General features: G+C 71.8%; 17 protein-coding genes and 1 tRNA gene. 8 read left to right on the plus strand and 10 right to left on the minus strand.

Going from position 1 to position 25,425, the window contains the following annotated elements:
- Positions 1–1,551 (minus strand): glycoside hydrolase family 13 protein, encoded by a 1,551-nt coding sequence (locus tag ACIQMJ_RS25535; protein ID WP_499763497.1) that lies wholly within the window; start codon positions 1,549–1,551, stop codon positions 1–3.
- A gap of 217 nt (positions 1,552–1,768) precedes the next feature.
- Between ACIQMJ_RS25535 and ACIQMJ_RS25540 the strand changes: the two genes are divergently transcribed.
- Positions 1,769–3,334, plus strand: coding sequence for a carbohydrate-binding module family 20 domain-containing protein (locus tag ACIQMJ_RS25540; RefSeq protein ID WP_499763498.1), 1,566 nt, complete (start codon positions 1,769–1,771; stop codon positions 3,332–3,334).
- Here ACIQMJ_RS25540 and ACIQMJ_RS25545 read toward each other — a convergent pair.
- A complete protein-coding gene (locus tag ACIQMJ_RS25545; protein WP_499763499.1) occupies positions 3,299–4,339 on the minus strand; it encodes a zinc-dependent alcohol dehydrogenase family protein in 1,041 nt (346 codons plus the stop codon). The two genes, ACIQMJ_RS25540 and ACIQMJ_RS25545, sit on opposite strands and share 36 nt — an antisense overlap.
- A gap of 4 nt (positions 4,340–4,343) precedes the next feature.
- Entirely contained in the window at positions 4,344–4,727 is a 384-nt protein-coding gene (locus ACIQMJ_RS25550; RefSeq protein ID WP_499763500.1) for a nuclear transport factor 2 family protein, read from the minus strand.
- Between the two features lie 86 nt (positions 4,728–4,813).
- Between ACIQMJ_RS25550 and ACIQMJ_RS25555 the strand changes: the two genes are divergently transcribed.
- Positions 4,814–5,392 carry a TetR/AcrR family transcriptional regulator gene (locus ACIQMJ_RS25555; protein WP_499763501.1) on the plus strand — a complete coding sequence of 193 codons (579 nt, stop codon included), beginning with the start codon at positions 4,814–4,816 and terminating at the stop codon, positions 5,390–5,392.
- A gap of 34 nt (positions 5,393–5,426) precedes the next feature.
- Here ACIQMJ_RS25555 and ACIQMJ_RS25560 read toward each other — a convergent pair whose 3' ends face one another.
- The 4 genes from ACIQMJ_RS25560 to ACIQMJ_RS25575 all read right to left on the minus strand — a co-directional run bounded on the left by ACIQMJ_RS25560 (position 5,427) and on the right by ACIQMJ_RS25575 (position 17,341).
- Positions 5,427–10,385: an NAD-glutamate dehydrogenase gene (locus ACIQMJ_RS25560; RefSeq protein WP_499763502.1), complete on the minus strand. Its 4,959-nt coding sequence runs from the start codon at positions 10,383–10,385 to the stop codon at positions 5,427–5,429.
- A 196-nt stretch (positions 10,386–10,581) separates the two neighbouring features.
- The gene (locus tag ACIQMJ_RS25565) at positions 10,582–14,121 is read right to left on the minus strand and encodes a hypothetical protein (RefSeq protein WP_499763503.1); all 3,540 of its coding nucleotides are present in this window, start codon (positions 14,119–14,121) and stop codon (positions 10,582–10,584) included.
- An 18-nt stretch (positions 14,122–14,139) separates the two neighbouring features.
- A complete protein-coding gene (gene ettA, locus ACIQMJ_RS25570; protein WP_499763504.1) occupies positions 14,140–15,816 on the minus strand; it encodes an energy-dependent translational throttle protein EttA in 1,677 nt (558 codons plus the stop codon).
- Positions 15,817–16,849: 1,033 nt separating this feature from the next.
- Complete coding sequence (locus ACIQMJ_RS25575; RefSeq protein WP_499763505.1) at positions 16,850–17,341, minus strand: single-stranded DNA-binding protein; 492 nt, start codon at positions 17,339–17,341, stop codon at positions 16,850–16,852.
- A 166-nt stretch (positions 17,342–17,507) separates the two neighbouring features.
- On the opposite strand from ACIQMJ_RS25575, the gene ACIQMJ_RS25580 reads away from it, so the two are divergent.
- From ACIQMJ_RS25580 to ACIQMJ_RS25590, 3 genes are read left to right on the plus strand one after another with little or no spacing between them, the layout of a single operon-like run.
- Positions 17,508–18,125, plus strand: coding sequence for a TetR/AcrR family transcriptional regulator (locus ACIQMJ_RS25580; protein WP_499763506.1), 618 nt, complete (start codon positions 17,508–17,510; stop codon positions 18,123–18,125).
- 10 nt (positions 18,126–18,135) lie between these two features.
- Positions 18,136–19,065, plus strand: coding sequence for an ATP-binding cassette domain-containing protein (locus ACIQMJ_RS25585; protein WP_499763507.1), 930 nt, complete (start codon positions 18,136–18,138; stop codon positions 19,063–19,065).
- A 14-nt stretch (positions 19,066–19,079) separates the two neighbouring features.
- The gene (locus ACIQMJ_RS25590; RefSeq protein WP_499763508.1) at positions 19,080–19,883 is read left to right on the plus strand and encodes an ABC transporter permease; all 804 of its coding nucleotides are present in this window, start codon (positions 19,080–19,082) and stop codon (positions 19,881–19,883) included.
- Here the strand turns inward: ACIQMJ_RS25590 and ACIQMJ_RS25595 are convergent.
- On the minus strand, positions 19,880–21,832 hold the full coding sequence (locus tag ACIQMJ_RS25595) for a bifunctional copper resistance protein CopD/cytochrome c oxidase assembly protein (protein WP_499763509.1): 1,953 nt from the start codon (positions 21,830–21,832) through the stop codon (positions 19,880–19,882). The two genes, ACIQMJ_RS25590 and ACIQMJ_RS25595, sit on opposite strands and share 4 nt — an antisense overlap.
- 79 nt (positions 21,833–21,911) lie before the next feature.
- On the opposite strand from ACIQMJ_RS25595, the gene ACIQMJ_RS25600 reads away from it, so the two are divergent.
- On the plus strand, positions 21,912–22,493 hold the full coding sequence (locus tag ACIQMJ_RS25600) for a DUF3558 family protein (protein WP_499763510.1): 582 nt from the start codon (positions 21,912–21,914) through the stop codon (positions 22,491–22,493).
- Here the strand turns inward: ACIQMJ_RS25600 and ACIQMJ_RS25605 are convergent.
- Positions 22,459–23,646 carry an MFS transporter gene (locus tag ACIQMJ_RS25605; RefSeq protein ID WP_499763511.1) on the minus strand — a complete coding sequence of 396 codons (1,188 nt, stop codon included), beginning with the start codon at positions 23,644–23,646 and terminating at the stop codon, positions 22,459–22,461. The two genes, ACIQMJ_RS25600 and ACIQMJ_RS25605, sit on opposite strands and share 35 nt — an antisense overlap.
- Positions 23,647–23,709: 63 nt before the next feature.
- Between ACIQMJ_RS25605 and ACIQMJ_RS25610 the strand changes: the two genes are divergently transcribed.
- Together ACIQMJ_RS25610 and ACIQMJ_RS25615 are read left to right on the plus strand one after the other, a co-directional pair.
- The gene (locus ACIQMJ_RS25610) at positions 23,710–24,765 is read left to right on the plus strand and encodes a LacI family DNA-binding transcriptional regulator (protein WP_499763512.1); all 1,056 of its coding nucleotides are present in this window, start codon (positions 23,710–23,712) and stop codon (positions 24,763–24,765) included.
- A gap of 125 nt (positions 24,766–24,890) precedes the next feature.
- Positions 24,891–24,963, plus strand: a tRNA-Arg gene (locus tag ACIQMJ_RS25615).
- 68 nt (positions 24,964–25,031) lie between these two features.
- Here the strand turns inward: ACIQMJ_RS25615 and ACIQMJ_RS25620 are convergent.
- Positions 25,032–25,346, minus strand: coding sequence for a tyrosine-type recombinase/integrase (locus ACIQMJ_RS25620; RefSeq protein ID WP_499763513.1), 315 nt, complete (start codon positions 25,344–25,346; stop codon positions 25,032–25,034).
- Between the last annotated feature and the right edge of the window lie 79 nt (positions 25,347–25,425).

Raw genomic sequence — 25,425 nt, forward strand, 5'->3', positions numbered from 1 at the left:
CTACGGGCGCGAGAGCCACACGGTCGTGTCCGGCGGCACGAGGACGTCCGCGTCTTCGGTCGCGAAACCACCCGAGGCGAGCACCACGTCCCCGTCGGAGGGCAGCCGGGCCACGTCCGGGCCGAAGTTCACCACGCAGGTGAACGCCCCGCGGCGGAACGCCAGCACGCCCTCCGGCACGTCCAGCCACTCCACCTCGGACCCCGCGCCGAGGTCCGGGTGCTCCCGCCGCACGCGCAGCGCGCCGCGGTACAGCTCCAGCACCGAGTTGGGGTCACCGAGCTGGCTCGCCACGCTGAGCCGGCCCCAGTCGGCGGGCTGCGGCAGCCAGGAACCGCCGTCGCCGAAGCCGAACGACGGGCCGTCGGCCGTCCACGGGATCGGCACGCGGCAGCCGTCGCGGCCCCGGTCGGTGTGGCCGGACCGCTCCCACACCGGGTCCTGGAGCACGTCCTCGGGCAGGTCGAGCACCTCGGGCAGGCCCAGCTCCTCGCCCTGGTAGACGTAGGCGCTGCCGGGCAGCGCGAGCATCAGCAGCGCGGCGGCGCGCGCCCGCGCCACGCTCCCGTACCGCGTCACGTGCCGCTGCACGTCGTGGTTGGACAGCACCCACGTCGTCGGCGCGGCCACCGGGCGCATCGCGGCCAGCGAGTCGTCGATGACCTGCTTGAGGTCGGCGGCGTTCCACTCGGCGGTCAGGTAGTGGAAGTTGAACGCCTGGTGCAGCTCGTCGGCGCGCAGGTAGCGGGCGGTGCGCTCGGGGCTGGGCGTCCACGCCTCGGCCACGCCGATCCGGTTGCCCGGGTAGGAGTCGAGCACCTTGCGCCAGTCGCGGTAGATCTCGTGCACGCCGTCCTGGTCGAAGAACGGCAGCGCCTCGGTGCCCAGCAGCTTGAGGTGGCCGGGGGTGCCGACGTCGGGCAGGCCGTCGGCCTTCACCATGCCGTGCGCGACGTCGATGCGGAAGCCGTCCACGCCGAGGTCGAGCCAGAAGCGCAGCACGTCCAGGAACTCGTCGCGCACCTCCGGCTGGTCCCAGTTCAGGTCGGGCTGCTCGGGCGCGAACAGGTGCAGGTACCACTGGCCGTCGGCCACCCGCGTCCACGCGGGCCCGCCGAAGACGGACTCCCAGTCGTTCGGCGGCTGGTCGCCGCGGCCGTCGCGGAAGTGGTAGCGGGCCCGTTCCGGGGAGCCCGGGGCGGCGGCGAGCGCCTGCCGGAACCACGCGTGCCGGTCGCTGGTGTGGTTCGGGACCAGGTCCACGATCACCCGGATGCCCAGCTCGTGCGCGTCCCGGACCAGCGCCTCGGCGTCGTCGTTGGAACCGAAGAGGGGGTCGACGGTGCGGTAGTCCGCCACGTCGTAGCCGCCGTCCGCCATGGGCGAGGAGTAGAACGGCGTGATCCAGACGGCGTCCACGCCGAGGTCGGCCAGGTAGGGCAGCCGGGAGCGGATGCCGGGCAGGTCACCGACGCCGTCGCCGTCCGAGTCGGCGAAGCTGCGCACGTAGACCTGGTAGATGACGGCCTCGCGCCACCAGTCCTGCGTCATGGGGTGTCCTTCCGGATCGGTTCCGCCGGAGGGCAATGAAATACTTTGCAAGTGTTTTCAGCAAGTCTGGCAGCTGGTATGACCTAGAGCACATCCCTGCCAGCAAGGAGACAACGTGGTTTCCGCTAGTCGACGCGCTTCGTGCGCGATAGCCGTACTGCTGTTCAGCCTTTTGGCGGTTCCGCAAAGTTTTGCAACGCCGCCCTCCGCGAAGGACGTGACCGCGACCCTGTTCCAGTGGCCGTTCGCGCGGGTCGCCAGTGAGTGCACGAACGTCCTCGGACCGCGGGGCTACGGGTTCGTGGAGGTCTCGCCGGCCACCGAGCACATCCAGGGGTCCCAGTGGTGGACCTCGTACCAGCCGGTCAGCTACCGCATCGCCGGACGCCTCGGTGACGAGGCCGCGTTCCGGAACATGGTGAACACCTGCCACGCGGCGGGCGTGAAGGTCATCGCGGACGCGGTGATCAACCACATGAGCGCCGGGTCCGGCACCGGGACCGGCGGCTCGTCGTACACGAAGTACAACTACCCCGGCATCTACAGCGACCCGGACTTCCACTCGTGCCGGTCGCACATCAGCGACTACCGCAACCGCGACAACGTGCAGAACTGCGAGCTCGTCGGGCTGTCGGACCTGAACACCGGCAGCGACTACGTGCGCGGGCGGATCGCGTCCTACCTCAACCACCTGATCTCGCTCGGCGTGGACGGGTTCCGGATCGACGCGGCCAAGCACATGGCGGCGGCCGACCTGTCGGCGATCAAGTCGCGGCTGAGCAACCCGAACGTGTTCTGGGTGCACGAGGTGATCTACGGCGCCGGCGAGGCCGTGCAGCCCGGCGAGTACACCGGGTCCGGTGACGTGGACGAGTTCCGGTACGCCTACGACATCAAGCGGATCTTCGCCAACGAGAACCTGGCGTACCTGAGCACGTTCGGGCAGTCGTGGGGCTACCTGCCGAGCGGTCAGGCGCGGTCGTTCGTGGACAACTGGGACACCGAGCGCAACGGGTCGACCCTGACGTACAAGGACGGGTCCACCTACACGCTGGCGAACGTGTTCATGCTGGCCTGGCCCTACGGCGCGCCGAACGTGTACTCGGGCTACGAGTTCTCGAACCACGACGCCGGGCCGCCGTCCGGGTCCGAGTGCTACACGTCCGGGTGGAAGTGCCAGCACCGGTGGACGCAGATCGCGTCGATGGTCCAGTTCCGCAACACCGTGGCCGGCACGTCGGTGGTGAACTGGTGGGACAACGGCGGTGACGCCATCGCGTTCGGCCGGGGAAGCAAGGGCTTCGTCGCGATCAACCGCGAGTCGTCGCCGATCACGCGGACGTTCCAGACCTCCCTGCCCGCCGGGCCGTACTGCAACGTGCAGCAGGAAGGCTGCGTCTCGTACTCGGTGGGGTCGAACGGCCAGTTCACCGCGACGCTGGGCGCCGGTGAGGCGTTGGCGCTGCACGTGGGCGCCCCGGGCGGTGGCGGCAACCCGCCGGCCGGGACGACCTCGTTCGCGGTGAACGCGACCACGTCGTTGGGGCAGAACATCTTCGTGGTCGGCGATCACCCGTCGCTGGGCTCCTGGAACCCGGCCGCCGCCGTCGCCCTGTCCTCGGCCGCCTACCCGACCTGGAAGGGCTCGGTGTCCCTGCCCGCCGGGACGTCGTTCCAGTACAAGTACATCCGCAAGGACTCCGGCGGCGCGGTGACGTGGGAGACCGGTGCGAACCGCACCGCCACGTCACCGGCGGCGCTGTCGGACACCTGGGGCAGCTGACCCCGGTCGGATCGCGATGACGACCTTGCCGAACGCCTCCCCGGAGGCGTAGTGGCGGAAGGCCGCGACCGCGTCGTCGAAGGCGAACACCCGGTCCAGCACCGGGCGGAGCCGGTTCGCCCCGACGACGCGGTTCATCGCGAGGAACTGCGCGCGGCTGCCGACGGCGACGGCGCGCAGGGTGGCGCCCGAGGCGAACAGCGCCCGCGGGTCGAGCGGCGCGGCGGCCCCGGCGAGGAAGCCCACGCAGGCCACGTGCCCCGCCACCCGCACCGCCCGCAACGACTGCTCCAGCGCACCGGCGACGTCGACGACGACGTCCGCGCCCGAACCGCCGGTCAGCTCCACGACCGCACCCGCCCAGTCGGGTGTGGCCCGGTAGTCGACCACCTCGTCTACGCCCAGCACCACCAGGCGTGCCGCCTTCGCGGGGCTGCTCGTGGTGGCGATCACCCGCGCGCCGAGGGCCTTGGCGAGCTGCAACGCGAACAGCGACACCCCGCCCGAACCCTGCACGACGACCGTCTGCCCCCTTCGCAGGCCGGCACCGGTCAGGGCGTTCCACGCGGTAACGGCGGCGCACGGGAGCGTGGCGGCCTCCTCGTAGGAGAGGTGGTCCGGGACGGGCACCAGCGCGTGCTCGTCGACCACCGCGAGCTCGGTGAGCATCCCGTCCAGCGAACCGCCGCGCTGGGCCAGGTGCTCGACGCCGAACGGCCCGTCCTGCCAGGTCGGGAACAACGTGGCCGTGACGCGGTCTCCGATCTTGATCGCGGTCACCCCCACGCCGACCGCGACGACCTCCCCCGCGCCGTCCGAGACCGGGACCACGTCCGGCTTCACCGGCAGCACGTACTCGCCGCGCAGCACCAGCAGTTCGCGGTAGCCCAGCGAGACCGCCCGCACGGCGACCAGGACCTGGCCCGGACCCGGCACGGGGTCGTCGTGCTCCCGGACCGACAGCCCGTCGATCCCCGCACCGCTGTCGGCGTGATAGCTGCGCACCGGCTCAACCGCCCACGACGAGCGGTGCCGCGCCGGCGGTCTTGCTGTAGCCGAGCGCTTCGACGATGAGGCCGTCGCGCACGCGCATCAGGTTGACCCCGCGCACCCAGTCGTGGGGGCCGTCGCCGAAGCGGTACCGCCAGCGGATCGTCGCGCGCTCACCGTCGACGGCCACGTCCTCGGGCGTGAACTGACGGCTGCGGTCCTCGGCGAGGGCCCGCCAGAAGTCCAGGCACGCCTCCCGCCCCTCGGACCGGGCGCCTTCCGGTGCGGGCTGGATGGCCTCCATCACGCAGTCCTCGCCGACGAGGTCGGTGAGCGCCTCGGCGTCGTGGTGGAGGAAGGCGTGGTTGAAGCGGTCGATGACCTCTTGGGTCGTGCGGTGCATGCGCGCTCCCATAGATAGAACAGTCGGTCTACATCGACCATATAGAACGGTTGATCTACCGGTCAAGGGGTGGCACGCTGGCGGCCATGACCACGCGCACCACCGCCCCCGGACCGCGGGAACGCCTGCTGGAAGCGGCCAAGGACCTGACCTACCGCCAGGGCGTGGGCGTCGGCGTGGACGCGTTGCTGAAGGCCGCCAACGTCGCCCGGCGCTCGCTGTACGAGCACTTCGGCGGCAAGGACGGGCTGATCGCGGAGGTGCTGCGGCTCAGCGCCGTCGAGGACGAGGGCGCGTACCGGCAGACCATGCGGGACGCGGGCGACGACCCGCGCGACCGCCTGCTGGCGATCTTCGACCGGCTCGGCGAGATCATCGGCCGGCCGGACTTCCGCGGCTGCCGCTACCTCGCCGCCGACCTCGCGCTGGCCGACCCCGACCACCCCGGGCACGCCATCACCCGCGGCTACCGCGAGGACGTGCGCCGGCTCCTCGAACGGGAGCTGCGCGACCTGCGCCACCCGCACCCCGAGCGCGCCGCGGACCAGCTGCAACTGCTGATCGACGGCACGCTCGCGGCCGGGGCGACCCGGCGCGGCACGAACCCGGCGGTGTCCGCCCGGCTCCTCGCCGAGCAGGTGATCGACGAACCCGACCGCCGCTAGGGCGCCGCGACGTGCGACGCCCCGGCGGCGGACGTCAGCGGATCATGCTGCGGACCTGGCGGGCGGCCACGGAGAGGGTGGCCAGGTCCAGCTTGCTGACCCGGTTGATCTCGGCCAGCGCGGCGCGGGCGCGGCTCAGGCGCGACGAGTTCGCCTGCTCCCACGTGGCGATCTTCTCCTCCGCGGTGTCACCCGGATCCGCCGACCGCAGCACGTCGATCGTGATCGCCCGCAGCGACGAGTAGAAGTCGTCCCGCAGCGCCAGGCGCGCCAGCGAGTGCCAGCGGTTCAGGCGTTCCAGACTCGACACCGAGCTGAGCATCCGGTCCACGTCCAGGTGCTCCGACAGCGCGAAGTACAGCTCCGCGGTCTCCGCGTGCGTCCGCTCCTGCCCGGTCGCGCCCTCGCCCTCCTCGCGCTCGGCGAGCTCGGCCACCTCGGTCACGTCCAGCAGGCCGTAGGTGAACAGCAGCCCGGCGATCCGGCGCGCCAACTCCTCCGGCACGCCGTGGCCCACCAGCTGTTCGACGTGCTCCAGCACGGACTCCCGCTCGTGCCCCTGGAGCAGCTCGATCGTGCGCGGCGCCAGCTCGGCGACCACCGGCGCGAACCGGCTGATCGTGGAGCCCACCGCCAGCGGCTGCGGCCGGTTGGTCAGCAGCCAGCGCGACGCGCGGTCCAGCAGGCGGCGCGTCTCCAGCACCATGGCGTCCTGCACCTCGGTCGGCACGACGGTGTCCAGCTCCCGGATCTGCCGCCAGATCGACGGCAGGTCGTAGATGCCCGTCACCACGGTGTACGCGCGCACCGCGTCCGTGGCCGACGCACTGGTCTCCTCGGCCAGCCGGAACGCGTACGACACGCCGCCGCCGTCCACGACCTCGTTGACCAGAACCGTGGTGATGATCTCGCGGGACAGCGGGTGGCTGCCGATGGCGTCGGCGAACCGCTCCCGCAGCTCGCTCGGGAAGTAGTCGGGCAGCTTGCGGGCCAGCACGTCGATCGTCGGCAGGTCGCTGGCCAGCACCTCCTCCTTCAGCGCCAGCTTCACGTGCGCGAGCAGCGTGGCCAGCTCCGGCGAGGTCAGGCCGTCGCCCGCCTTCTCCAGCGCCTTGAACTCGGCCGGGCCGGGCAGCGCCTCCAGGGTGCGGTCGAGCACGCCGCGCTGCTCCAGGTCGGCGACCAGGCGCGCGTGCACCGACAGCATCGGCGCGGCGTGGGCCCGGGACACGCCGAGCACGGCGTTCTGCGAGTAGTTGTCGGCCAGCACCAGCTCGCCGACCTCGTCGGTCATCTGGCCCAGCAGCTCGTTGCGCTGCTCCTGGTCGAGCTTGCCGTCCCGCACCAGCTCGTCCAGCAGGATCTTGATGTTGACCTCGTGGTCGGAGCAGTCCACACCGGCCGAGTTGTCCAGCGCGTCGGTGTTGACCTTGCCGCCGGTGCGCGCGAACTCGATCCGGCCGCGCTGGGTCAGGCCCAGGTTGCCGCCCTCGCCGACGACCTTGACGCGCAGGTCGGCGCCGTTGACGCGGATCGCGTCGTTGGCCTTGTCACCGACCTCGGCGTGCGACTCCGCGCCCGCCTTCACGTACGTGCCGATGCCGCCGTTCCAGAGCAGGTCGACCGGCGCGAGCAGGATCGCCTTCATCAGCTCCGGCGGCGACAGCTTCACCACGCCGTCGGACAGGCCCAGGGCCTCGCGGACCTGCGCGCTGATCGGGATCGACTTGGCCGTGCGCGGCCACACGCCGCCACCCTCGCTGATCAGCGAGCGGTCGTAGTCGTCCCACGACGAGCGGGGCAGCTCGAACAGCCGCTTGCGCTCGGCGAAGCTCGTCGCCGCGGTCGGGTTCGGGTCGATGAAGACGTGCCGGTGGTCGAACGCGGCCACCAGCCGGATGTGCTCGGACAGCAGCATGCCGTTGCCGAACACGTCACCGGACATGTCACCGACGCCGACGACGGTGAACTCCTCCGACTGCGTGTCCACGCCCAGCTCTCGGAAGTGCCGCTTCACGCTCTCCCACGCGCCCTTGGCCGTGATGCCCATGGCCTTGTGGTCGTAGCCCACGGACCCGCCGGACGCGAACGCGTCACCCAGCCAGAAGCCGTAGGACTTCGACACCTCGTTGGCGATGTCGGAGAACGACGCCGTGCCCTTGTCCGCCGCGACCACCAGGTACGTGTCGTCACCGTCGTGCCGGACGACCTGCGGCGCGGGCAGCACCGTGCCCGAGTTCAGGTTGTCGGTCAGGTCCAGCAGGCCGGAGATGAACTGCCGGTAGCAGGCGATGCCCTCGGCCATCAGCTGCTCGCGGTCGTAGCCCGCGTCACCGGTCGGGACGGGCGGGCGCTTGAGCACGAAGCCGCCCTTCGCGCCGACCGGCACGATCACCGCGTTCTTCACCGCCTGCGCCTTGACCAGGCCCAGGATCTCGGTGCGGAAGTCCTCGCGCCGGTCGGACCAGCGCAACCCGCCGCGCGCCACCGGGCCGAAGCGCAGGTGCACGCCCTCCAGCCGCGGCGAGTACACGAAGATCTCGAACCGCGGCCGCGGCTGCGGCAGGTCCGGGATCGCGCGCGGGTTCAGCTTGACCGCCAGGTACGGGCGCGGGTTGCCCTCGGCGTCGCGGACGAAGTAGTTCGTGCGCAGCGTGGCCTGCACCAGCGTGAGCAGGCTGCGCAGGATGCGGTCCGCGTCCAGGCTGGTCACGTCGTCGATCATCGAGGTGATCTCGGTGACCAGGTGCTCGGTGCGGTCGACGCGCTGGTCGTCCGACAGCGCCGGGTCGAACCGCGCCTCGAACAGCCGCACCAGAGCCGTGGCGACCTCGGTGTGGCCCAGGACGGCGTCCTCGATGTAGTCCTGGCTGTACGGCGTGCCCGCCTGGCGCAGGTACTTGGCGTAGGCGCGCAGCATCGCGGCCTGCTGCCACGTGACGCCTGCCTTGAGCACGAGCGTGTTGAAGCCGTCCACCTCGGCCTCACCGCGCCACGCGGCGGCGAACGCGTCCTGGAACCGGGTGCGCACGGCCTCCATGTCCTCGGCGGACAGCTTGTCCAGCGTCACCTGGTCGACGCGCAGGCCGAAGTCGTAGATCCAGCACTCCGCGCCGTCGTCGCGGGACAGCTCGTACGGGCGCTCGTCCACCACGACCACGCCCATGCGCTGCAACATCGGCAGCACGTCCGACAGCGTCAACCGCGCGCCGACCAGGAACAGCTTGAACCGCCGCTCACCCGGCTCGGCGTCGCGCGGCACGTAGAACACCAGGTCCAGGTCGCCGGGCCGGAGCGCCTCGATGCGCCGGAAGTCCGCCAGGCCCTCGGCCGCGGTGAAGTCCTCCTTGTACGCCTCGGGGAACGCCGCGGCGATCCGCTGGCCCTGCTCGGACGACGATTCCGCGCCCAGACCGGCGCCCCGGTCGTCCAGCACCGCCTCGACCATGCGGTCGTCCCAGGAGCGCACCGCCTCCGCCAGCAACTGCTGGATGTACCCGGTGTCCGGCTCGACCTGGCGGGTCGGGTCGGTGTGCACGGTGAAGTGGACGCGGGCCAGCGCGGACTCGCCGACGCGCGCGCTGTACTCCAGGTTCACGCCGCCGAGCTGGTCGATCAGCACTTCCTGCATGGCCAGCCGCGACGTCGTGGTGTAGCGGTCGCGCGGCAGGTAGACCAGGCACGAGTAGAAGCGGCCGTACGGGTCGCGGCGCAGGAACAGCCGCAGCCGGCGGCGTTCGGCCAGCGCGATCACGCCCGTCACGGTCTGGTAGAGCGTGTCCGTGTCGACCGAGAACAGCTCGGTGCGCGGGTAGTTCTGGATCACCTCCAGCATCCGCTGACCCGAGTACGAGTGCAGCGGGAAACCGGCGCGGTGGATGACGTCGCGCACCCGGCGTTCGATGGCCGGGATGTCCAGCACGTCCTCGTGCAGCGCGGTGGTGGAGAAGACGCCGAGGAACCGGTGCTCGCCGGTCACGTTGCCGTCGGCGTCGAACGTCTTCACGCCCACGTAGTACGGGTACACCGACCGGTGCACGCTCGACTGGGCGCTGGCCTGCGTCAGGACCAGCAGTTCGGGTGACAGTGCCTGCGCGCCCGCGTCCGGGCCCGCGGTCAGGCTCCGCGCCGCCAGGCTGTCCTGTCTGAGCACGCCCAGGCCGCTGGCCAGCACCGCCCGCAGCGCGGGGTCGCCGCCGGTCGCCGGGTCGTCGTGGACCAGCTCGTACTGGCGGTAGCCGAGGAACGTGAAGTGGTCGTCGGCGAGCCAGCGCAGCAGGTTCGCGCCGTCGCGGACCTCGTGGTCCGGCAGCGGCGGCGGGTCGGACTCCAGCAGCTGGGCCAGTTGCAGGGCCGTGCCGGTCATCTTGTCGGTGTCCTCGACGACCTCGCGGACGTCGTTGAGCACCGCGTGCAGCTTGGTTTCCAGCTCACGGGCCCGGTCCGGGTCGGTGAGCAGGTCGACCTCGATGTACATCCACGACTCGGCCAGCGCGTCACCCGGCGGGTCGGCCGGGTCCGCGGCCGGCAGGACCTCCTGGAGCGCACCCGTCACCAGGTCCCGGCGCACCACGACGATCGGGTGCACCACCCGTTGCACCTGCACGCCGCCGCGGGTCAGCTCGGAGGCCACCGAGTCGACCAGGTACGGCATGTCGTCGGTGACCACCTGCACCACCGTGGCCGGGCACGTCCAGCCGTCGTGGGCGCGGTTGGGGTTGATGATCCGCACCACCGGGCGACCGGGCACCCGTGTCCCGGCGAGCTGGTAGTTCGAGCGCACCGCGCCCACCAGGTCCACCGGGTCGTCGTCGTTGACTTCCTCGGCGGGGACGTGGCGGTAGTACAGGCGGATCAGCTCGGCGAGTTCGGGGGCGTTGGCGGCGGCACGTTCGATCAATTCGTCACGGGCCTGCTCGGGACTGGCCGGGCGAGCCGCGCCGACGTCGCGGGCGGCGTGCTCGGATCGGGACGGGGCTCCAGTCGAGGTCATGTTCAGGCGACTCCACGCTATCCGGCACCTCTGTGTACCGGGTCCGCGCACCACTTAACCAGACGGGCGCGAACCCGTTCGCCGCAACCCTCGCACTGAATCGAACAACTTGCCGGAAAGTCCGGAATTCACTTGTGACCTGGGCTATTTCCCGCTTTGTTACCGGCGGGGAACCTTATTAGAACCTCAAATCATTTCACGCTTCGGGAAGTGTCCACGTGTCGAACCGGCGCGGCGGGTCGACGCGCTGGATCGGGGCTGTGGTCTCGGTGTCCGAAACGGGCGGCGGCGTCCCGACAGGTGAGATCGGGACCGTGTCCTCGTCCACTTCGACGCGACCGGCGGCCTCGTCCTCGCGCCGGGCGTCCTCGTAAGCCACGAGGGCTTCCGCCAGGAGTTCGGCCAGGCTCAGGTCGCTCTTGTGGCGGCGTGAGGCGCGGGTCGCGCTGGGCGACTCGGAGGACGGCGGCGGCGGTTCGACGATCGCCGGCAGGTCGATCGTCTTGCCCCCGACCACGACCGCGGTGACGAAGGGCTCCTTCGGCACCTCTCCGCCCGGCGTCTCCGGCCCGGGCGCCTGCGTCGACGGCTCCGGCACCGGTTCCGCCGTGGCCGTCGCGGGCACGTCGTCGTGCTCGACGTCCGCGGCGCTGAGGAACCCGGTCGGGCCGAACTGCGCCGGCGGCGGCGCGGGTTCGGGCGACGGGTCGACCGGCACGGGCTCGGGCACCGGCACGGGCGGGACCTGGTCGGGTTCGGGGACGCCCGGCACCTGGTCCGGTTCGGGCAGCGGCTTCGCCGGTTCCTCGGGCATCGAGTCGACGTCCGTGGTGGGGAAGACGGGACGTGCTTCGCCCTCCGCCGTCACCCGTGGCTCCTCCGCGCCCGCCGGCTCCGCCTCGACCTTGGCCAAACCCGCCTCAGACTCGGTCCCGGCCCGGTCCGGCTCGATCCCGGGCGCGGTCCGATCCGCCTTGAGCTCGGTCACGGGCTGGTCCGCCCTGGGCTCGGTCGCGGCGCGGCTCGGCTCAGACGCGACCCGGCCCGGCTCGATCCCGGCCCGATCCGGCTCGAACTCGGGCACAGCCCGGCCCGCCTCGGGCTCGATCTCGGCCCGGCCGGCCTCGGACTCGATCCCGGCCAGATCCGCCTTGGGCTCGGACCGGTCCGGGATGCCGAAGTCGGGCACGGGCGGCGGCGGGTAGTCGGGCGGGTCGGGCACGCGGGCGGTCGGGATGAGCGGGCCCTTCACGAAGGCCGCGCCGAGCCCGACCGGCGGCACGTCGTCCCTGATCGCGGGCTGCACCATGGTCGGCGAGTCGAACATGTCGACCGGTGGCGGCGGGTTCTCGCCGCGCAGTCGAGCGGGTGGCTCGACCCGCCACTGCACCGTCTCGGGTTCCGCCGGCGGCGTGGGCGGCTCCGGCGCGTTCGCCTCGTCTTCGGCATCACGGGCCCGCCGCCGCCCGCCGGCACGCTGGGGGTCGAGCAAACCGGCTGCCTTCAACGTGTTCAGGACACTGGACTCGGAGTCCCCGTCGTCCTCGGCGGCCTCCCGAGCCGCCCGCCGCCGCCCGCTGCGCACCGCACCGGCCGCGGCGATCAACCCGGCCGCGGGCACACTCCGCTCACCACCCTCACCGGGGGCGCTGGGGGCCTCCGCCGCACCGGACCCACCACTCACCTGGCTGCCGGCGTCCACCTCGGGCACCTGCCGCCCACCACCGGCCACCGCACCCGCGGAACCAGCCGACGCGGCCGGGGCCTCCGCCCCACCGCCCGCCCCGGTGCCGCTCGTCACGGACGCATCCTGGCGCGGCACACCCGACACCACATCACCAAGCCCCACACCCGCCGCCGCGGCACTCGACACAACCTCGTCCGACCCACCACCGACGACCTCGGCCGAACCAGCAGCGCCTACCTGCGCACCAGCTCGCACGGGCCCGACGCCGCCACCCGCAACCGACGCACCACCGGAGTCGGCCGCGATCCCGGACCCACTCGATGCAGCCCCGGCCGGGCCGGCACCACCTGCGTGAGCACCGCCCACAGCCTTGGTGTCGCCCGTGCCCCCAGCCGCATGGCTCCCGACCGGTGCACCACCGACGTCGGTCTTGGCCCCGCCCCCGTCCGATCCGCCGCTCGACACGGCCTCGGCCGGAACGGGACCGGCCGCGTGGCTGCCGGCCGAAGTCGTGGCGTCGTCCGAGCCACCGGCCGCCCGAGTGCCGGCCGATGCGGCGACGGCGCTAATGGGTGGCGGCTGCGTCGCACTCGGCGGGCTCGTGTGAGCGCCGGTGGTGGGGCGGGCCTGGCCGCTTCTCGCGTGTTCCGGGCGGCCCTGCGTGGGGCGGGGTTCCTGGTCCGGGGCGCGGCGGCGGCCACCCGGTTGGGGGTCGCCTTCCGTCTCGCCGAACGGTTGGACCAGGCGCCAGCGGTCCGCGGCGTGGGCCCTCGCGGCGGAGATGCCGTCCACCGTCATGTCCTCCGCCGCACGGCGCGAGCGCTTGACCCGAACGCCCTCGTTGCGGTGCATCTGGACCGGACGCCACTGGCGGAGTTGTTGCTTGACCTCCGGGGCCACGTTGGGGTCGGTGGCCGGGGCGGGCGCGGGCGTGCCGGTGCGCAGCAGGGCGGCCAGTTCGTCGTGCAGACCGCCGGCGGGGCGGCGGTGGATGCCCGCGAACTCGGCGGCCAGCCTCGCCCGGACCGCGTAGACGGCCCTGGCCCGGCGGCGTTCGGCCGCGTGCGCGGACCGGAGGTTGGCCAGGGCCTCGGCCAGGTCGCCCGCCACCTCGTGGACGTGCGCCAGCGCGAGGAGGCTCTCCGCCAGGAGCGTGTCCAGCTGGTGCCGTTCGGCGCTGTCGGCGGCGTCGCGGAGCAGGTCGCGGGCCTGGTCGACCCGACCCGCGGGCAGGTGGACCCTGGTGGCCAGGGCCAACCTCAGCCAGCCGGCGGTGGCGGCGGACGGCGCGCGGACCGGCCGCTCCAGCAGCGGGGTGCCGATCTCGGAAGCCTCGCCCGGCTTGTTGAGGTCCATCAGGGCGCAGACCAGCTCGACCGTGAGCCTGCCCCGGACCTGACCGTTGTCGGACGCGGGCTCCTTCAGGCGGTCCAGCACGGCCAGGCCGTCGCGGGCCGCGGCGACCGCCGCCGGCAGGTCGCCCCACCGGCGGTGCTGACCCGCCGCCGAGGCCCGGAGCAGACCCCGGTGCAGCAGGGTCGTGTCGTGGTCCAGCAGCGGATCCGCCTGGTAGAGGTGGTCCGCCTCGTCCAACGCCTGGGCCAGCGCCGCGCCCCGGCCCACCGAGACCAGGCACTCGCTGGCCTGGACGAGCGCGGTCGCCCGCAGCCCCGGTGGGACGTCGTCGGCTTCCAGGACCGGCCGGACGGCCGCGAAACCCGTCAGCGGCGCGCCGACCGACCTGGCGCTGTCGGCCAACTCGACCCGCAGCCGCCAGGCCGTCTCCCGCTCCGAAGCCGCCTCGGCCGCCTTCAGGGCGTCCAGCGCCCGGTCGGCGATCCGGACGCCCCGGCCCATGCGGTTGCTCGCGAAGACCACCAGGGCCTCCGCGCGCAGGCGGTCGACCTCGTCACGGCGGGTGGAGGCGAGCGCGACCGCACGCTCACCCAGCACCAGAGCAAGCTCCGGTGCCCGCCAACGCAGCCGCCAGGCGGGCACGACCAGCGTGCTCACCTCGACGTCCGCCTGCGCCTCGCCCCTCGCCGCCACGATGTAGGTACCCGGCTCTCAGTCCCGTGTGAGCTTGCGGTAGGTCACGCGGTGCGGCCTGGCCGCCTCCGCGCCGAGGCGCTCGACCTTGTTCTTCTCGTAGCCCTCGAAGTTGCCCTCGAACCAGTACCACTGCGACGGGTTCTCGTCCGTGCCCTCCCACGCCAGGATGTGCGTGGCGACGCGGTCGAGGAACCACCGGTCGTGCGAGATGACCACGGCGCAGCCGGGGAACTGCTCGAGCGCGTTCTCCAGCGAGCCGAGGGTCTCGACGTCCAGGTCGTTCGTCGGCTCGTCCAGCAGGATCAGGTTGCCACCCTGCTTGAGCGTCAGCGCCAGGTTGAGCCGGTTGCGCTCACCGCCGGAGAGCACGCCCGCCGGCTTCTGCTGGTCCGGGCCCTTGAAGCCGAACGCGCTGACGTACGCCCGCGACGGCATCTCGACGTTGCCGACGTGGATGTAGTCCAGGCCGTCGGAGACGACCTCCCACACGTTCTTCTTCGGGTCGATGCCCGCGCGGTTCTGGTCGACGTAGGACAGCTTGACCGTCTCACCGATGCGGACCGTGCCCGCGTCCGGCTGCTCCAGGCCCACGATGGTCTTGAACAGCGTCGTCTTGCCCACGCCGTTCGGACCGATGACGCCGACGATGCCGTTGCGCGGCAGGCTGAACGACAGGCCGTCGATCAGCACCCGCTCGCCGAAGCCCTTCTTCAGGTTCTCCACCTCGACCACGACGTTGCCCAGACGCGGGCCCGGCGGGATCTGGATCTCCTCGAAGTCGAGCTTGCGGGTCTTCTCCGCCTCGGCGGCCATCTCCTCGTAGCGGCCGAGACGGGCCTTGGACTTGGCCTGGCGGGCCTTCGCACCCGACCGGACCCAGTCCAGCTCGTCCTTGAGCCGCTTCTGCAGCTTCTGGTCCTTCTTGCCCTGGACGGCCAGCCGCTCGGCCTTCTTCTCCAGGTAGGTCGAGTAGTTGCCCTCGTACGGGTGGGCCCGGCCGCGGTCGAGCTCCAGGATCCACTCGGCGAGGTTGTCCAGGAAGTACCGGTCGTGGGTGACGGCCAGGACGGCGCCCGCGTACTGCGCCAGGTGCTGCTCCAGCCACAGCACGCTCTCCGCGTCCAGGTGGTTGGTGGGCTCGTCGAGCAGCAGCAGGTCCGGCTTGCTCAGCAGCAGCTTGCACAGCGCGACCCGGCGGCGCTCGCCACCGGACAGCGTCTTGACGTCGGCGTCGGGCGGCGGGCAGCGCAGGGCGTCCATCGCCTGCTCCAGCTGGGAGTCGAGGTCCCACGCGTTCGCGTGGTCCAGCTCCTCCTGGAGCTGCCCCATCTCCTCCATCAGCTCGTCGGAGTAGTCGACGGCCATCTTCTCGGCGATCTCGTTGAAGCGGTCCAGCTTCACCTTGATCTCGCCGAGGCCCTCCTGGACGTTGCCCAGGACGGTCTTCTCCTCGTTGAGCGGCGGTTCCTGCTGGAGGATGCCCACTGTGTAGCCGGGCGAGAGGAAAGCCTCGCCGTTGCCCGGTGTGTCCAGGCCGGCCATGATCTTCAGCACGCTCGACTTGCCGGCGCCGTTCGGACCGACAACGCCGATCTTCGCACCGGGGAGGAACATGATGGTGACGTCATCCAGGATGACTTTGTCCCCGTGCGCCTTGCGCACCTTCTTCATGGTGTAGACGTACTCGGCCATGCCCGCGATCGTAGAGCGGTGCCGATCGGGCCCGAACCTCGGACGCCGGCTACGGACGGGTCACAACGCAGAGTTAACGCGAACGTGGGTCACCCACAGACGTAACACGACCGCCGGTCCAGCCTGGCGCGACCCTGCGACCAGCGACTCCGACCGGATGCGCGAACTCGGTGCGCTGTCAACCCCCGGTGCCCGCGTGCGGATCCGGCCCTGGCGCCGGCCCGACGACCTCCCTCCTCCACGCTCGCAACGGCGACAACTGCCCGCGCATTCTCCGCTCCGATCGGCCTGACGGAAGCCCCTGTCGCTCGATCGGCTCAGAACGGCACTTCGGCCACCTCCTTCGGGCGCTGCCCCTCGCCCAGACGGGCCAGCGGCGGTTGATCCGGATCGCCGACCATCCGATCGGCTCACCAAGGGTCTTTCGTCACCCGGCCAACCCGGCTGCGGCCGACGTGTCCGGTGCCTCCCCGACCGTTGCGGCCCGGCGGTCGCGGAGAGGGGGAAGTAGCCGGAGCGGGCGGTGGAGGTGTGGCTTCGAGCCGTTCAGTCCCGGATTCCAACAGGCCGACCGGCCCACGGTGCGGTCGGCGGTCGTCGGTCGGCCGCACGAGGGAGGTGCCCCTCGGTGCTGGTCAAGGCGCGGTTCCGGTTTCGAGCGGGTCAGCCCACCGACCTCCGACAGGCCCGCAGGTCGTCGGCGCTGATGGTCCGCGCTGGTCGAGGTACTGCTTCGAACCGGTCAGGTGACGGGATCTCCGGCAGGCCGGCGGTGGTCCTGCCGTGCGGCGCGGAGGTGCGGCGGGCTCGATCGGCTGCGGTAGGTGGCCGAGTTCTGTCGTTCTCGGCACCTCGGTCGTCCCCTTCGACTCCTCCCCCTTCCGCGACGAACGGCGGTAACGGCTCCTGGCCGCCCGGCCACCAGACCCCCGGCCACCAGTTCCCCGGCCACCCGCCACCCGAAACCCGCCACCGCGCATCCTCGACCTCGACGACCTGCCACAGCACCTCCGAGCCGCCCGGACGCCTCGGCTCAGAACGGCACCTCGGCCACCTCCTTCGACTGCTCGTCCTCCCCCACGACGACCAGCGGCAGTTGCTCCGGTTCGCGGGGCGCGGCGATCTCGGGTGCGGCCCTGGCCTCGACGGCGTCCGCCCCGTGCCTGGTCCGCACCGGCATGGCCGTGCACAGCGCCAGGTTGGGCCCGATCGCGGTGGCCTCCAGCTCCACCTCCGGCTGTCGCTTGCCCTCGAACTCCACCTCCCTGATCGTCAGCCGGCCGGTGACCACGACCGGGTCGCCCTTGACCAACGACGCCTGCGCGTTGTCCGCGAGCATCCGCCAACACGACACCGTCAAGAACATCCGCGCGCCGTCGGACCAGCTGCGGTCCTCCTGGTCCCAGACCCGCTCCGCGCTGAACAACCGGAACTTCGCCCGGCTGAACCCGGTGCCGACCTTGGTGTGGGTGACCGGGCCGGCGACGTTGCCGCAGATGGTGACCCGGGTCTCGTTGTAAGCCATGTCCGCCTCCCTGGTGGGTGATCCCTTGGGATCAGGTTGCCGGTGGTCGGGGCGGCTGCCCAGCGGAGATCGGGGATCTGTGGACAACTGCTTGAAGCATGCATAATCGCAATGAGTGAGCGCTCACTCGTTGACATGAGTGAGGACTCACTCATAAGCTGGTCCCATGCCCGATGAGACCACCCGCCGCCGACGCGCACCCGCGATGAGCCCCGAAGACCGCCGCGAGGCGATCGTCACGGCCACCGTCCCGCTCCTCTACGCGCACGGCGCCAACGTGACGACCAGCCAGATCGCCAAAGCGGCCGGCATCGCGGAGGGCACGGTCTTCCGGGCGTTCAAGGACAAGCAGGAACTCATCCGCACGTGCGTGCAGAGCGTGCTCGCGGTCGACTCCGAGCTGGAGCTGATCGACCGGGCGAGGCAGGCCGGCACCCTCGCCGAACGCCTCTCCGGGGCCATCGACGCCGTCTCCGGCTACCTCGACCGGATGTGGAACCTGATGAGCGTCCTGCGCGACTCCGGCTACGACCCGCACGGCGGTGAGGACGGGCACGACAAGGGGCGCAAGGGACCGCCGGTCGAGATGCAGCGCATCACCGAGCACGTCGCGTCGCTGTTCGGCCCGGACGACCACCTGCGCGTCGACCCGTCCCTGGCCGCACGGCTGCTGCTCGGGCTCGTGTTCACCAACCGCATGCACGGCGAGGGCTTCGGCGACTCCACCGCCGACGCCGACCAGCTCGTGGAGCTGTTCCTGCACGGCGTGCTGACGCAGAACTGAGGGGGAACCAGTGGAAGACCTGATGATCGAGGCGACCGACGTCGGCAAGGCGTTCGGCCCGCAGAAGGCCCTGGACGGGGTGAGCATCGCCGTGCCCAGGGGCAGCGTGCTCGGCCTGCTCGGCCACAACGGCGCGGGCAAGACGACGCTGGTCAACGTGCTCACCACCATGCTCCCGCCGGACTCCGGCCACGCCGAGGTGGCCGGGTTCGACGTGGTCGCGCAGGCGCACCAGGTGCGCAGCCGCATCGGCCTGACCGGCCAGTTCGCCGCCGTCGACGAGCAGCTCTCCGGCCTGGACAACCTGATCCTGATCGCCCGCCTGCTCGGCGCGTCACCGCGCGAGGCCAGGGCCAGGGGCGCGGAGCTGCTGGAGCTGTTCGGCCTGGCGGACGCGGCGAAGCGGCCGTCCCGCACCTACTCCGGCGGCATGCGCCGACGCCTCGACCTGGCCGCGAGCCTGGTCGGGCACCCGGAGGTGATCTTCCTGGACGAGCCGACCACGGGCCTGGACCCGGCCGGCAGGCTCGGCCTGTGGGAGATCGTGGAGAACCTGGTCACCGACGGCACCACGGTCCTGCTCACCACCCAGTACCTGGACGAGGCCGACCGCCTGGCCGACTCGATCACGGTCCTCGCGCAGGGCAAGGTCGTGGCCGCGGGCACCAGCGCCGAGCTGAAGGCCCAGGTCGGCCAGCGCACGGTCACCGTGACCCTGGCCGACGTCTCGGACGTCCCCAAGGCCACCGGCGCCCTGGAGCGGGCGGGCCTGCAACCCGTGCCCGCCGACAACACGCTGACCGCGCCCGTCACGTCGTCCCGCGAGATCGCCACGGTGGTCCGCGCGCTGGACGAAGTCGGCTTGGAGGCCACCGAACTGGCACTGGGCGAGCCGACCCTGGACGACGTCTACCTCACCCTCGCGCAGCACGCGGCCTGAACAGGAGTTCCCGGATGACCACCCTCACCGCCGCACCGCGCTGGCGCGGCACCGACTTCGGCACCCAGGTGCTGGTGCTGGCCCAGCGCTCCCTGCGCACCCTGGTCAGCGACCCGCGCATGATCGTGTTCAGCGTCCTCCAGCCGCTGATCATGCTGACCCTGTTCAGCCAGATCTTCGCGAGCATCGCCAACACCCCGGGCTTCCCGCAGGGCGTGGCCTACATCGACTTCCTGATGCCCGCGATCCTGGTCAACACCGCCATGCAATCGGCGTTGCAGGCGGGCGTCGGCCTCGTCACCGACATGAAGAACGGCGTGCTGGCCCGGTTCCGCTCGCTGCCCATCAGGTCCGGCTCGGTGCTGGTCGCGCGCAGCCTGTCCGACCTGGTCCGCACGGCCGCGCAACTGCTGCTGATGCTCGTGTTCGCGGTCGTGGTCTTCGGCTACTCCCCCGCCGGCGGCATCACGGGCACCGCCGCGGCGCTCGCGCTCGCCCTGGCCGTCGGCTGGGGCCTGGGCTGGATCTTCCTGGCCATCGCCGCGTGGCTGCGCAACGCCGAGCTGATGCAGACCGTCGGCTTCCTGGCCATGTTCCCGCTGATGTTCGCCTCCAGCGCGTACGTGCCGATCAACGGCCTGCCCGGCTGGCTCCAGGCGATCGCCACCGTCAACCCGTTGACGTTCGCCGTGGACGCGGCCCGGTCGTTGGCGCTCGCCCAGCCCGTGACGGGCGTGGTCGGGGCACTGGCGACGAGTGCCGTGCTGGCCGCGGCGGGGTGGTTCGCGGCGGTCAAGGGCTTCCGGCGCCCGCTCTAGTCCTTGCCGGACATCTTGCGCAGCATCGCGTTGTACGCGGCCAGGTCCGCGTCACCGTCCGCGTCCGCCCGCCGGTCCGCCCGGCGGGCGTCGCGGCTGTCCGACCTGGCCCACTGCACCAGCAGCGCCACCATCACCACGATCAGCGGCAGCTCGCCCGCCGCCCACGCGATGCCGCCGCCGAGCCGCTGGTCCTCCAGCTGCGACGTCACCCACGGCAGGCCCAGCGACCGGTAGAAGTTGTCACCGATCACGGTCTGGGAGCTCATCAGCACGATGCCGAAGAACGCGTGGAACGGGATCGAGGCGAACAGCAGCCCGAGCCGGCCCAGCGGCGGCAGCCGGTTCGGCGCCGGGTCGATGCCGATCACCGGCCAGTAGAAGACGTAGCCGACCAGGATGAAGTGGGCGTTCATCGCCAGGTGCGCCCAGTGGTAGTTCAACGCGCTGTCGAACAGGCCGGAGAAGTACAGGCCGTAGAACGAGCCCACGAACAGCGCCAGCGCGACGAACGGGTTGGTCAGCACCTTCGCCACCGGCGAGTGCACGAACGCCAGCAGCCACTCCCGCGGCCCCGGCGGGTTGCCCTTGCCCGCCGGCGGCAGGGCGCGCATCGCCAGCGTCACCGGGCCGCCCAGCACGAGCAGGATCGGCGCCAGCATGGACAGCAGCATGTGCGCTTCCATGTGGATGCTGAACATCGCGGGCGCGTACCGGCCCACACCGGACGACGTGGCGAACACCACGGTCAGGCAGCCCGCGACCCACGCGATCGTCCGGCCGACCGGCCACGCGTCACCGCGCTTGCGCAGCCGCCGCACACCCAGCAGGTACAGCACGCCCAGCGCGATGAAGACCGTGCCGAAGACCAGGTCGAACCGCCAGTCGAACAGCAGCCGCGACAGCGTCGGCGCGCCGAACAGGTCGTAGCCGATGCGCAGCTCCACCGTGCTGGGCAGCACGCGGCCCTCGACCGGCGGCGGCGTGCGGCTCAACGCCGCGGCGAGCCCCAGCGTGAGGAACATCAGCAGCACCTCGACGCCCGCCAGCCGCACCAGCGACCGCCCGGAGCCGGTGGCCACGACCTCCTTCACGCTCTTCTCGCGCTGGAAGTACCCCACGACACCCAGCACGACCAGCGCGACCGTCTTGCCGAGCACCAACAGCCCGTACTCGCTGTCGAAGAGCTGGCTCAGCGGCAGCCGCACCCAGGCGTTGATCACGCCGGACGCCGCCATCACGATCCAGCACACCAGCGCCAGCCTGGAGAACCGCGCCGTCGCCAACCCCAGGTGCTCGCCGCCACGCCGGCCGTGCGCCAGCAGCGCGATCAGGCCGCCGACCCACAACGCCGCCCCGATCAGGTGAAACAGCAGGCTGTTCGTGGCCACGTCGTGCGAGCCGCCACCGGACGAGTGCCCCGTCACCGCCACCGGGATCAGGGCGAACACCGACAGGAAGAACAGCGGCACGGTCCAGCCCCACGACAGCACCAGCCGGCAGCCCAGGGCCAGCAGCGCCACCAGCACCGCCGTGATCATCCACGCCTTCGACTGCTCCACCAGCCCGGCCACCTGCACCAGCACCGACGGCTCCAGCAGCGCCGTCACCGGCTGGCCGAGCGCGTCGGCCACCGTGAACGGCACCGACAGCACCGCGCCCGCCGTCCACACCAGCGCCGCCCAGCCCGCGGTCCGCACGGCGGCGTACCCGTCGGCCGCCAGCGTGCCGGTCTCCTGCGGCGGCACCAGGAACGCCGCCAGCAGCAGCGACCCGATCGTCACCACGGCGGCGGCCTCGGTCAGCACCCGCACGACGATCAAGCCGGACGCGTCGGTGCCGGTGAGCACGAGCAGCCCCGCCGCCACGAGGGCGGCTATCGCCGTGCCGACGATCAGCAGGGGGATGAGACCGGTCCGCCGGGTGCGGGAGGGCGCGTCAGTGGGCACGAGACGAGCGTAGGCGGCCCGACCGCACCGCCACCAACCGCCGGACGTGCGCAGATCACACCCACTACCGTTGCCGGACGTGACCAGTTCTCGCTCGGCGCTCGTGATGGCCTTCGCCTTGCTCCTGTCGGCGGGGTGCAGCTACTCCGTCAACGGGGACGCGTTGCCCCAGGCCGGGGTCACACCCGCGACCACGTCGGCCGAACCGTCAGGCGAACCGCCGGCCGAGCCCAAGATCGCCAAGGCGCGCACGGTGGTCGGCGTGGAGCCGTGCTCGCTGCTCACCGCGACCGATTTGAAGGCCATCGGGCCGTTCAAGAAGGACCCCGCGCGCAAGGACGACGTGATCCAGGAGTCGTGCCAGTACGTGCTGGACGACGGCTCGCAGGCCGGCCGGACCGTGGTCGCCGCGCTCTACCAGAAGTACGAGCAGGTGCGGACGCGGCAGGCCAAGGGCCGCGAGGTGGTCGTGGACGGGCACTCGACGTGGGTGCTGTGCGAGCTGAGCGGCGGCGAGATGGCGTGCACCGCGACCCTCGCGGTGAACGCCAACCGCAGCATCCTGGTGGCGATGGCGCAGGCGGGCGGCGTGCCCGAGCAGATGCTCGCCGCCATGCAGCCCCTGCTCAAGGCCGCGTTGAACCGGCTCCCGATCGCGTGAGCTCACGGGCGCGGGACCGGCGCGCCAGCAGCACGGCGGGCACCATCAGCGCGATGACGAACGCCACGAACCCGAGCGAGATCGACAAGTTGCCGGCGTGCGCGATGCCGCCGACGAGGGGCGGGCCGAGCAGGAACCCGGTGTAGGCGACCGTCGTCACCAGGCCGATCTCGCGCTCACCGCCGGTGCCGTCGGCGCGCTTGCCCGCGTCACCGGCCAGGTCCATGATCACCGGGAACGCGAACGCCAACCCCAGGCCCGCCAGGCCGAACCCGATGTAGCCGAACGCGGGCAGCGGCACCAGCACGGCCAGCCCCAGGCCCAGCGCGGCCACCACCGCGCCGGACGCGAGCAGCCAGTACGGGCCGACCCGGCGTTGCGCGGGCTCGCCGAGCAGGCGGGCGGTCGCCATGGCGATGGAGAACCCGGCGTACGCGGCAGCAGCCGCGGCCTCGCTCACACCGCGTTCGTTGACGAAGAACAGCGCCGACCAGTCCGACGCCGCGCCCTCGGCGATCGCCGAGCACAGCGTGATCGTGGCCAGCAGCCACAGCAGCGGCCGCTTGAGGACCGGCCGGTCGTCCCCGGTGGTGTCGGCCGTCTCGCCGGTGGTGTCCGGCACGGCCCTGATCACCCACGCGATCACCACCGCGCCGATCACGGCGACGAAGACCAGGTGCCGGGTCAGCCCCCAGCCGACGCCCGCGGCCGCCGCCGCACCCAGCGAGCCGATCAGGCCACCCACGCTGAACCCCGCGTGGAACTGCGGCATCAGCGGTCGGTCCAGGCTGCGGGTCACGGCCACGGCCGCCACGTTCATGCCGACGTCCAGCGACGCGCCGCACGCGCCGAGCACGAACAGCACCAGCCCCAGCTGGAACGGCGTGTCGGCGAGCGTGAGGGACGGCACCGCCAGCACGGTGACGCCCGCCCCCACCACGATCAGCTTCCGCGCACCCACCCGCGCGCAGATCCGGGCGGCGAACGGCGCCGTCGACGCCAGGCCGACGCTGGCGCCGAACAGCGCCAGGCCCAGCGTGGCCTCGGTCGCACCCACCTGTGCCGCCAACGCGGGCATGCGCGCGGCCCAGGACAGAAACAGCGCCCCGTTGAACAGGAACACCGCGAAGACCGCGAGACGTGACGTGGGCATGCTTTCGAGTGTGAACTAGAGCGCTTCAGAACGTCCAACCGATTACCTGGTTACGCTCATCACGTGGACCGCCCTCGCAAGCCGACGCTCGACACGGTGGCCGGCGCGGTCGGCGTGTCGCGCGCCACGGTGTCGAACGCCTACAACCGGCCGGACCAGCTGTCCGCCGCGTTGCGCGAGCGCATCCTCGAGACCGCGGCGTCCATGGGCTACGCCGGACCGGACCCGGTGGCGCGCAGCCTCGCGACCCGGCACAGCGCGGCCGTCGGGTTCATGCTCGGGCAGGGGTTGTCGGCCTCGTTCGCCGACGCGGCGCTGTCGATCGTGCTGGACGGGCTCGCGTCGACCGTGGACGGGCACGACCACTGCCTGGTGCTGATGCCGGGACGCGACCGGGGCGGGCCGCGACCCGAGACCGTGACGCGGGCGCAGGCCGACGTCGTCGTGGCCTACTCGCTGCCCGACGACGCGCCCGCGCTGACCGCCGTGCGGGCGCGCGGGCTGCCGATGGTGGTGATCGACCAGCCCGTGCTGCCGGACACGGCCCGGGTCGAGGTGGACGACTTCGGCGGGGCGCGGCTGGCGGCGTCGTCGCTGTGGGGGCTGGGGCACCGGCGGTTCGGCGTGGTGACGTTCGCGCTGCACCCGGACGGGCACAACGGGCCGGTGACCTCCGCACGACTGGCCTCGACGTCGTTCCGCGTGACGCGGGACCGGCTGCACGGCTACCTCGACGTGACGGGGACGGACACCCCGGTGTGGGAGTGCGCGCGGAGCAGCCGCGAACTGGGCCGTGCAGGCGCCCGCGCACTGCTCTCGGCAACCCCACGCCCGACCGCGCTGCTGTGCGCCTCGGACGAGCTGGCGTTCGGCGCGCTCCAGGCCGTGCGCGACCTGGGACTCCGCGTACCGGCCGACGTGTCGGTGATCGGCTTCGACGACGTGCCCGCCGCCGAACACGCAGACCCACCATTGACTACCGTCCGTCAACCCCTGGCCGAGAAGGGCCGCCACGCGGGCGAACTGGCCCTGCGCCTGCTCGACGGCGGCAGACCCGGCGAGCCGACAAGACTGCCGGTTTCCCTGATTTCGCGCGACTCGACGGCCCCACCGAAGTGATCCACCTCACTTTTCGGCCCTCCTGATCACCCTTCTGGTGCTCGGACGAAACGCGACGAGTCTTCCGGACGATGTGTCCGGTGGGGCGGCTACGCTGCTACAGCGCGTGGTCAACAGCCCCTCCAGCCTCCGTAGCTCAGTGGAGAGAGCGAGGGACTTCTAATCCCGAGGTCGCAGGTTCGAATCCTGCCGGGGGCGCAGCAGTGCAGGTGAGGACGTTGGGGCCGATCTCCGGTCAAGATCGGCCCACGTCAAACCCAGGTGATTCACTTCTCCGGTCGGAGACCTTCCAGGGCGTCGGCCGCCGCCTGGCCCACCGTGCGGCGGTTCAGGTAAACGTCCGGGGTCATGCTCACCTGGGCGTGGCCGAGGTAGTCCGCGATCTCCCGGGCTGACAACCCCGCCTCATCAAGCCTGGTCGCGACCAGGTGCCGGAACGCGTGCGGGTGAAGACCTCCCCAGTCCGTTCCGCTGAGCACCCGCCGGAGGCTCTTGCGGGTGTTGTCCGGGTCACGCAGAGAACCACTAGCCGAGGGGAACACCCATTCGGCGGAGGCAGCAGCCTGCCGCTTGGCCAGCACCTCGGCCGCCCAAGTCGGGACTTTGATGGTCGCATCCCGGCCGACGACTTGGTGTGCGGCTGGACGAACAGGCCCGTCC

The organism is Actinosynnema sp. NPDC091369 (assembly GCF_044757065.1).
Classification (GTDB): domain Bacteria; phylum Actinomycetota; class Actinomycetes; order Mycobacteriales; family Pseudonocardiaceae; genus Actinosynnema.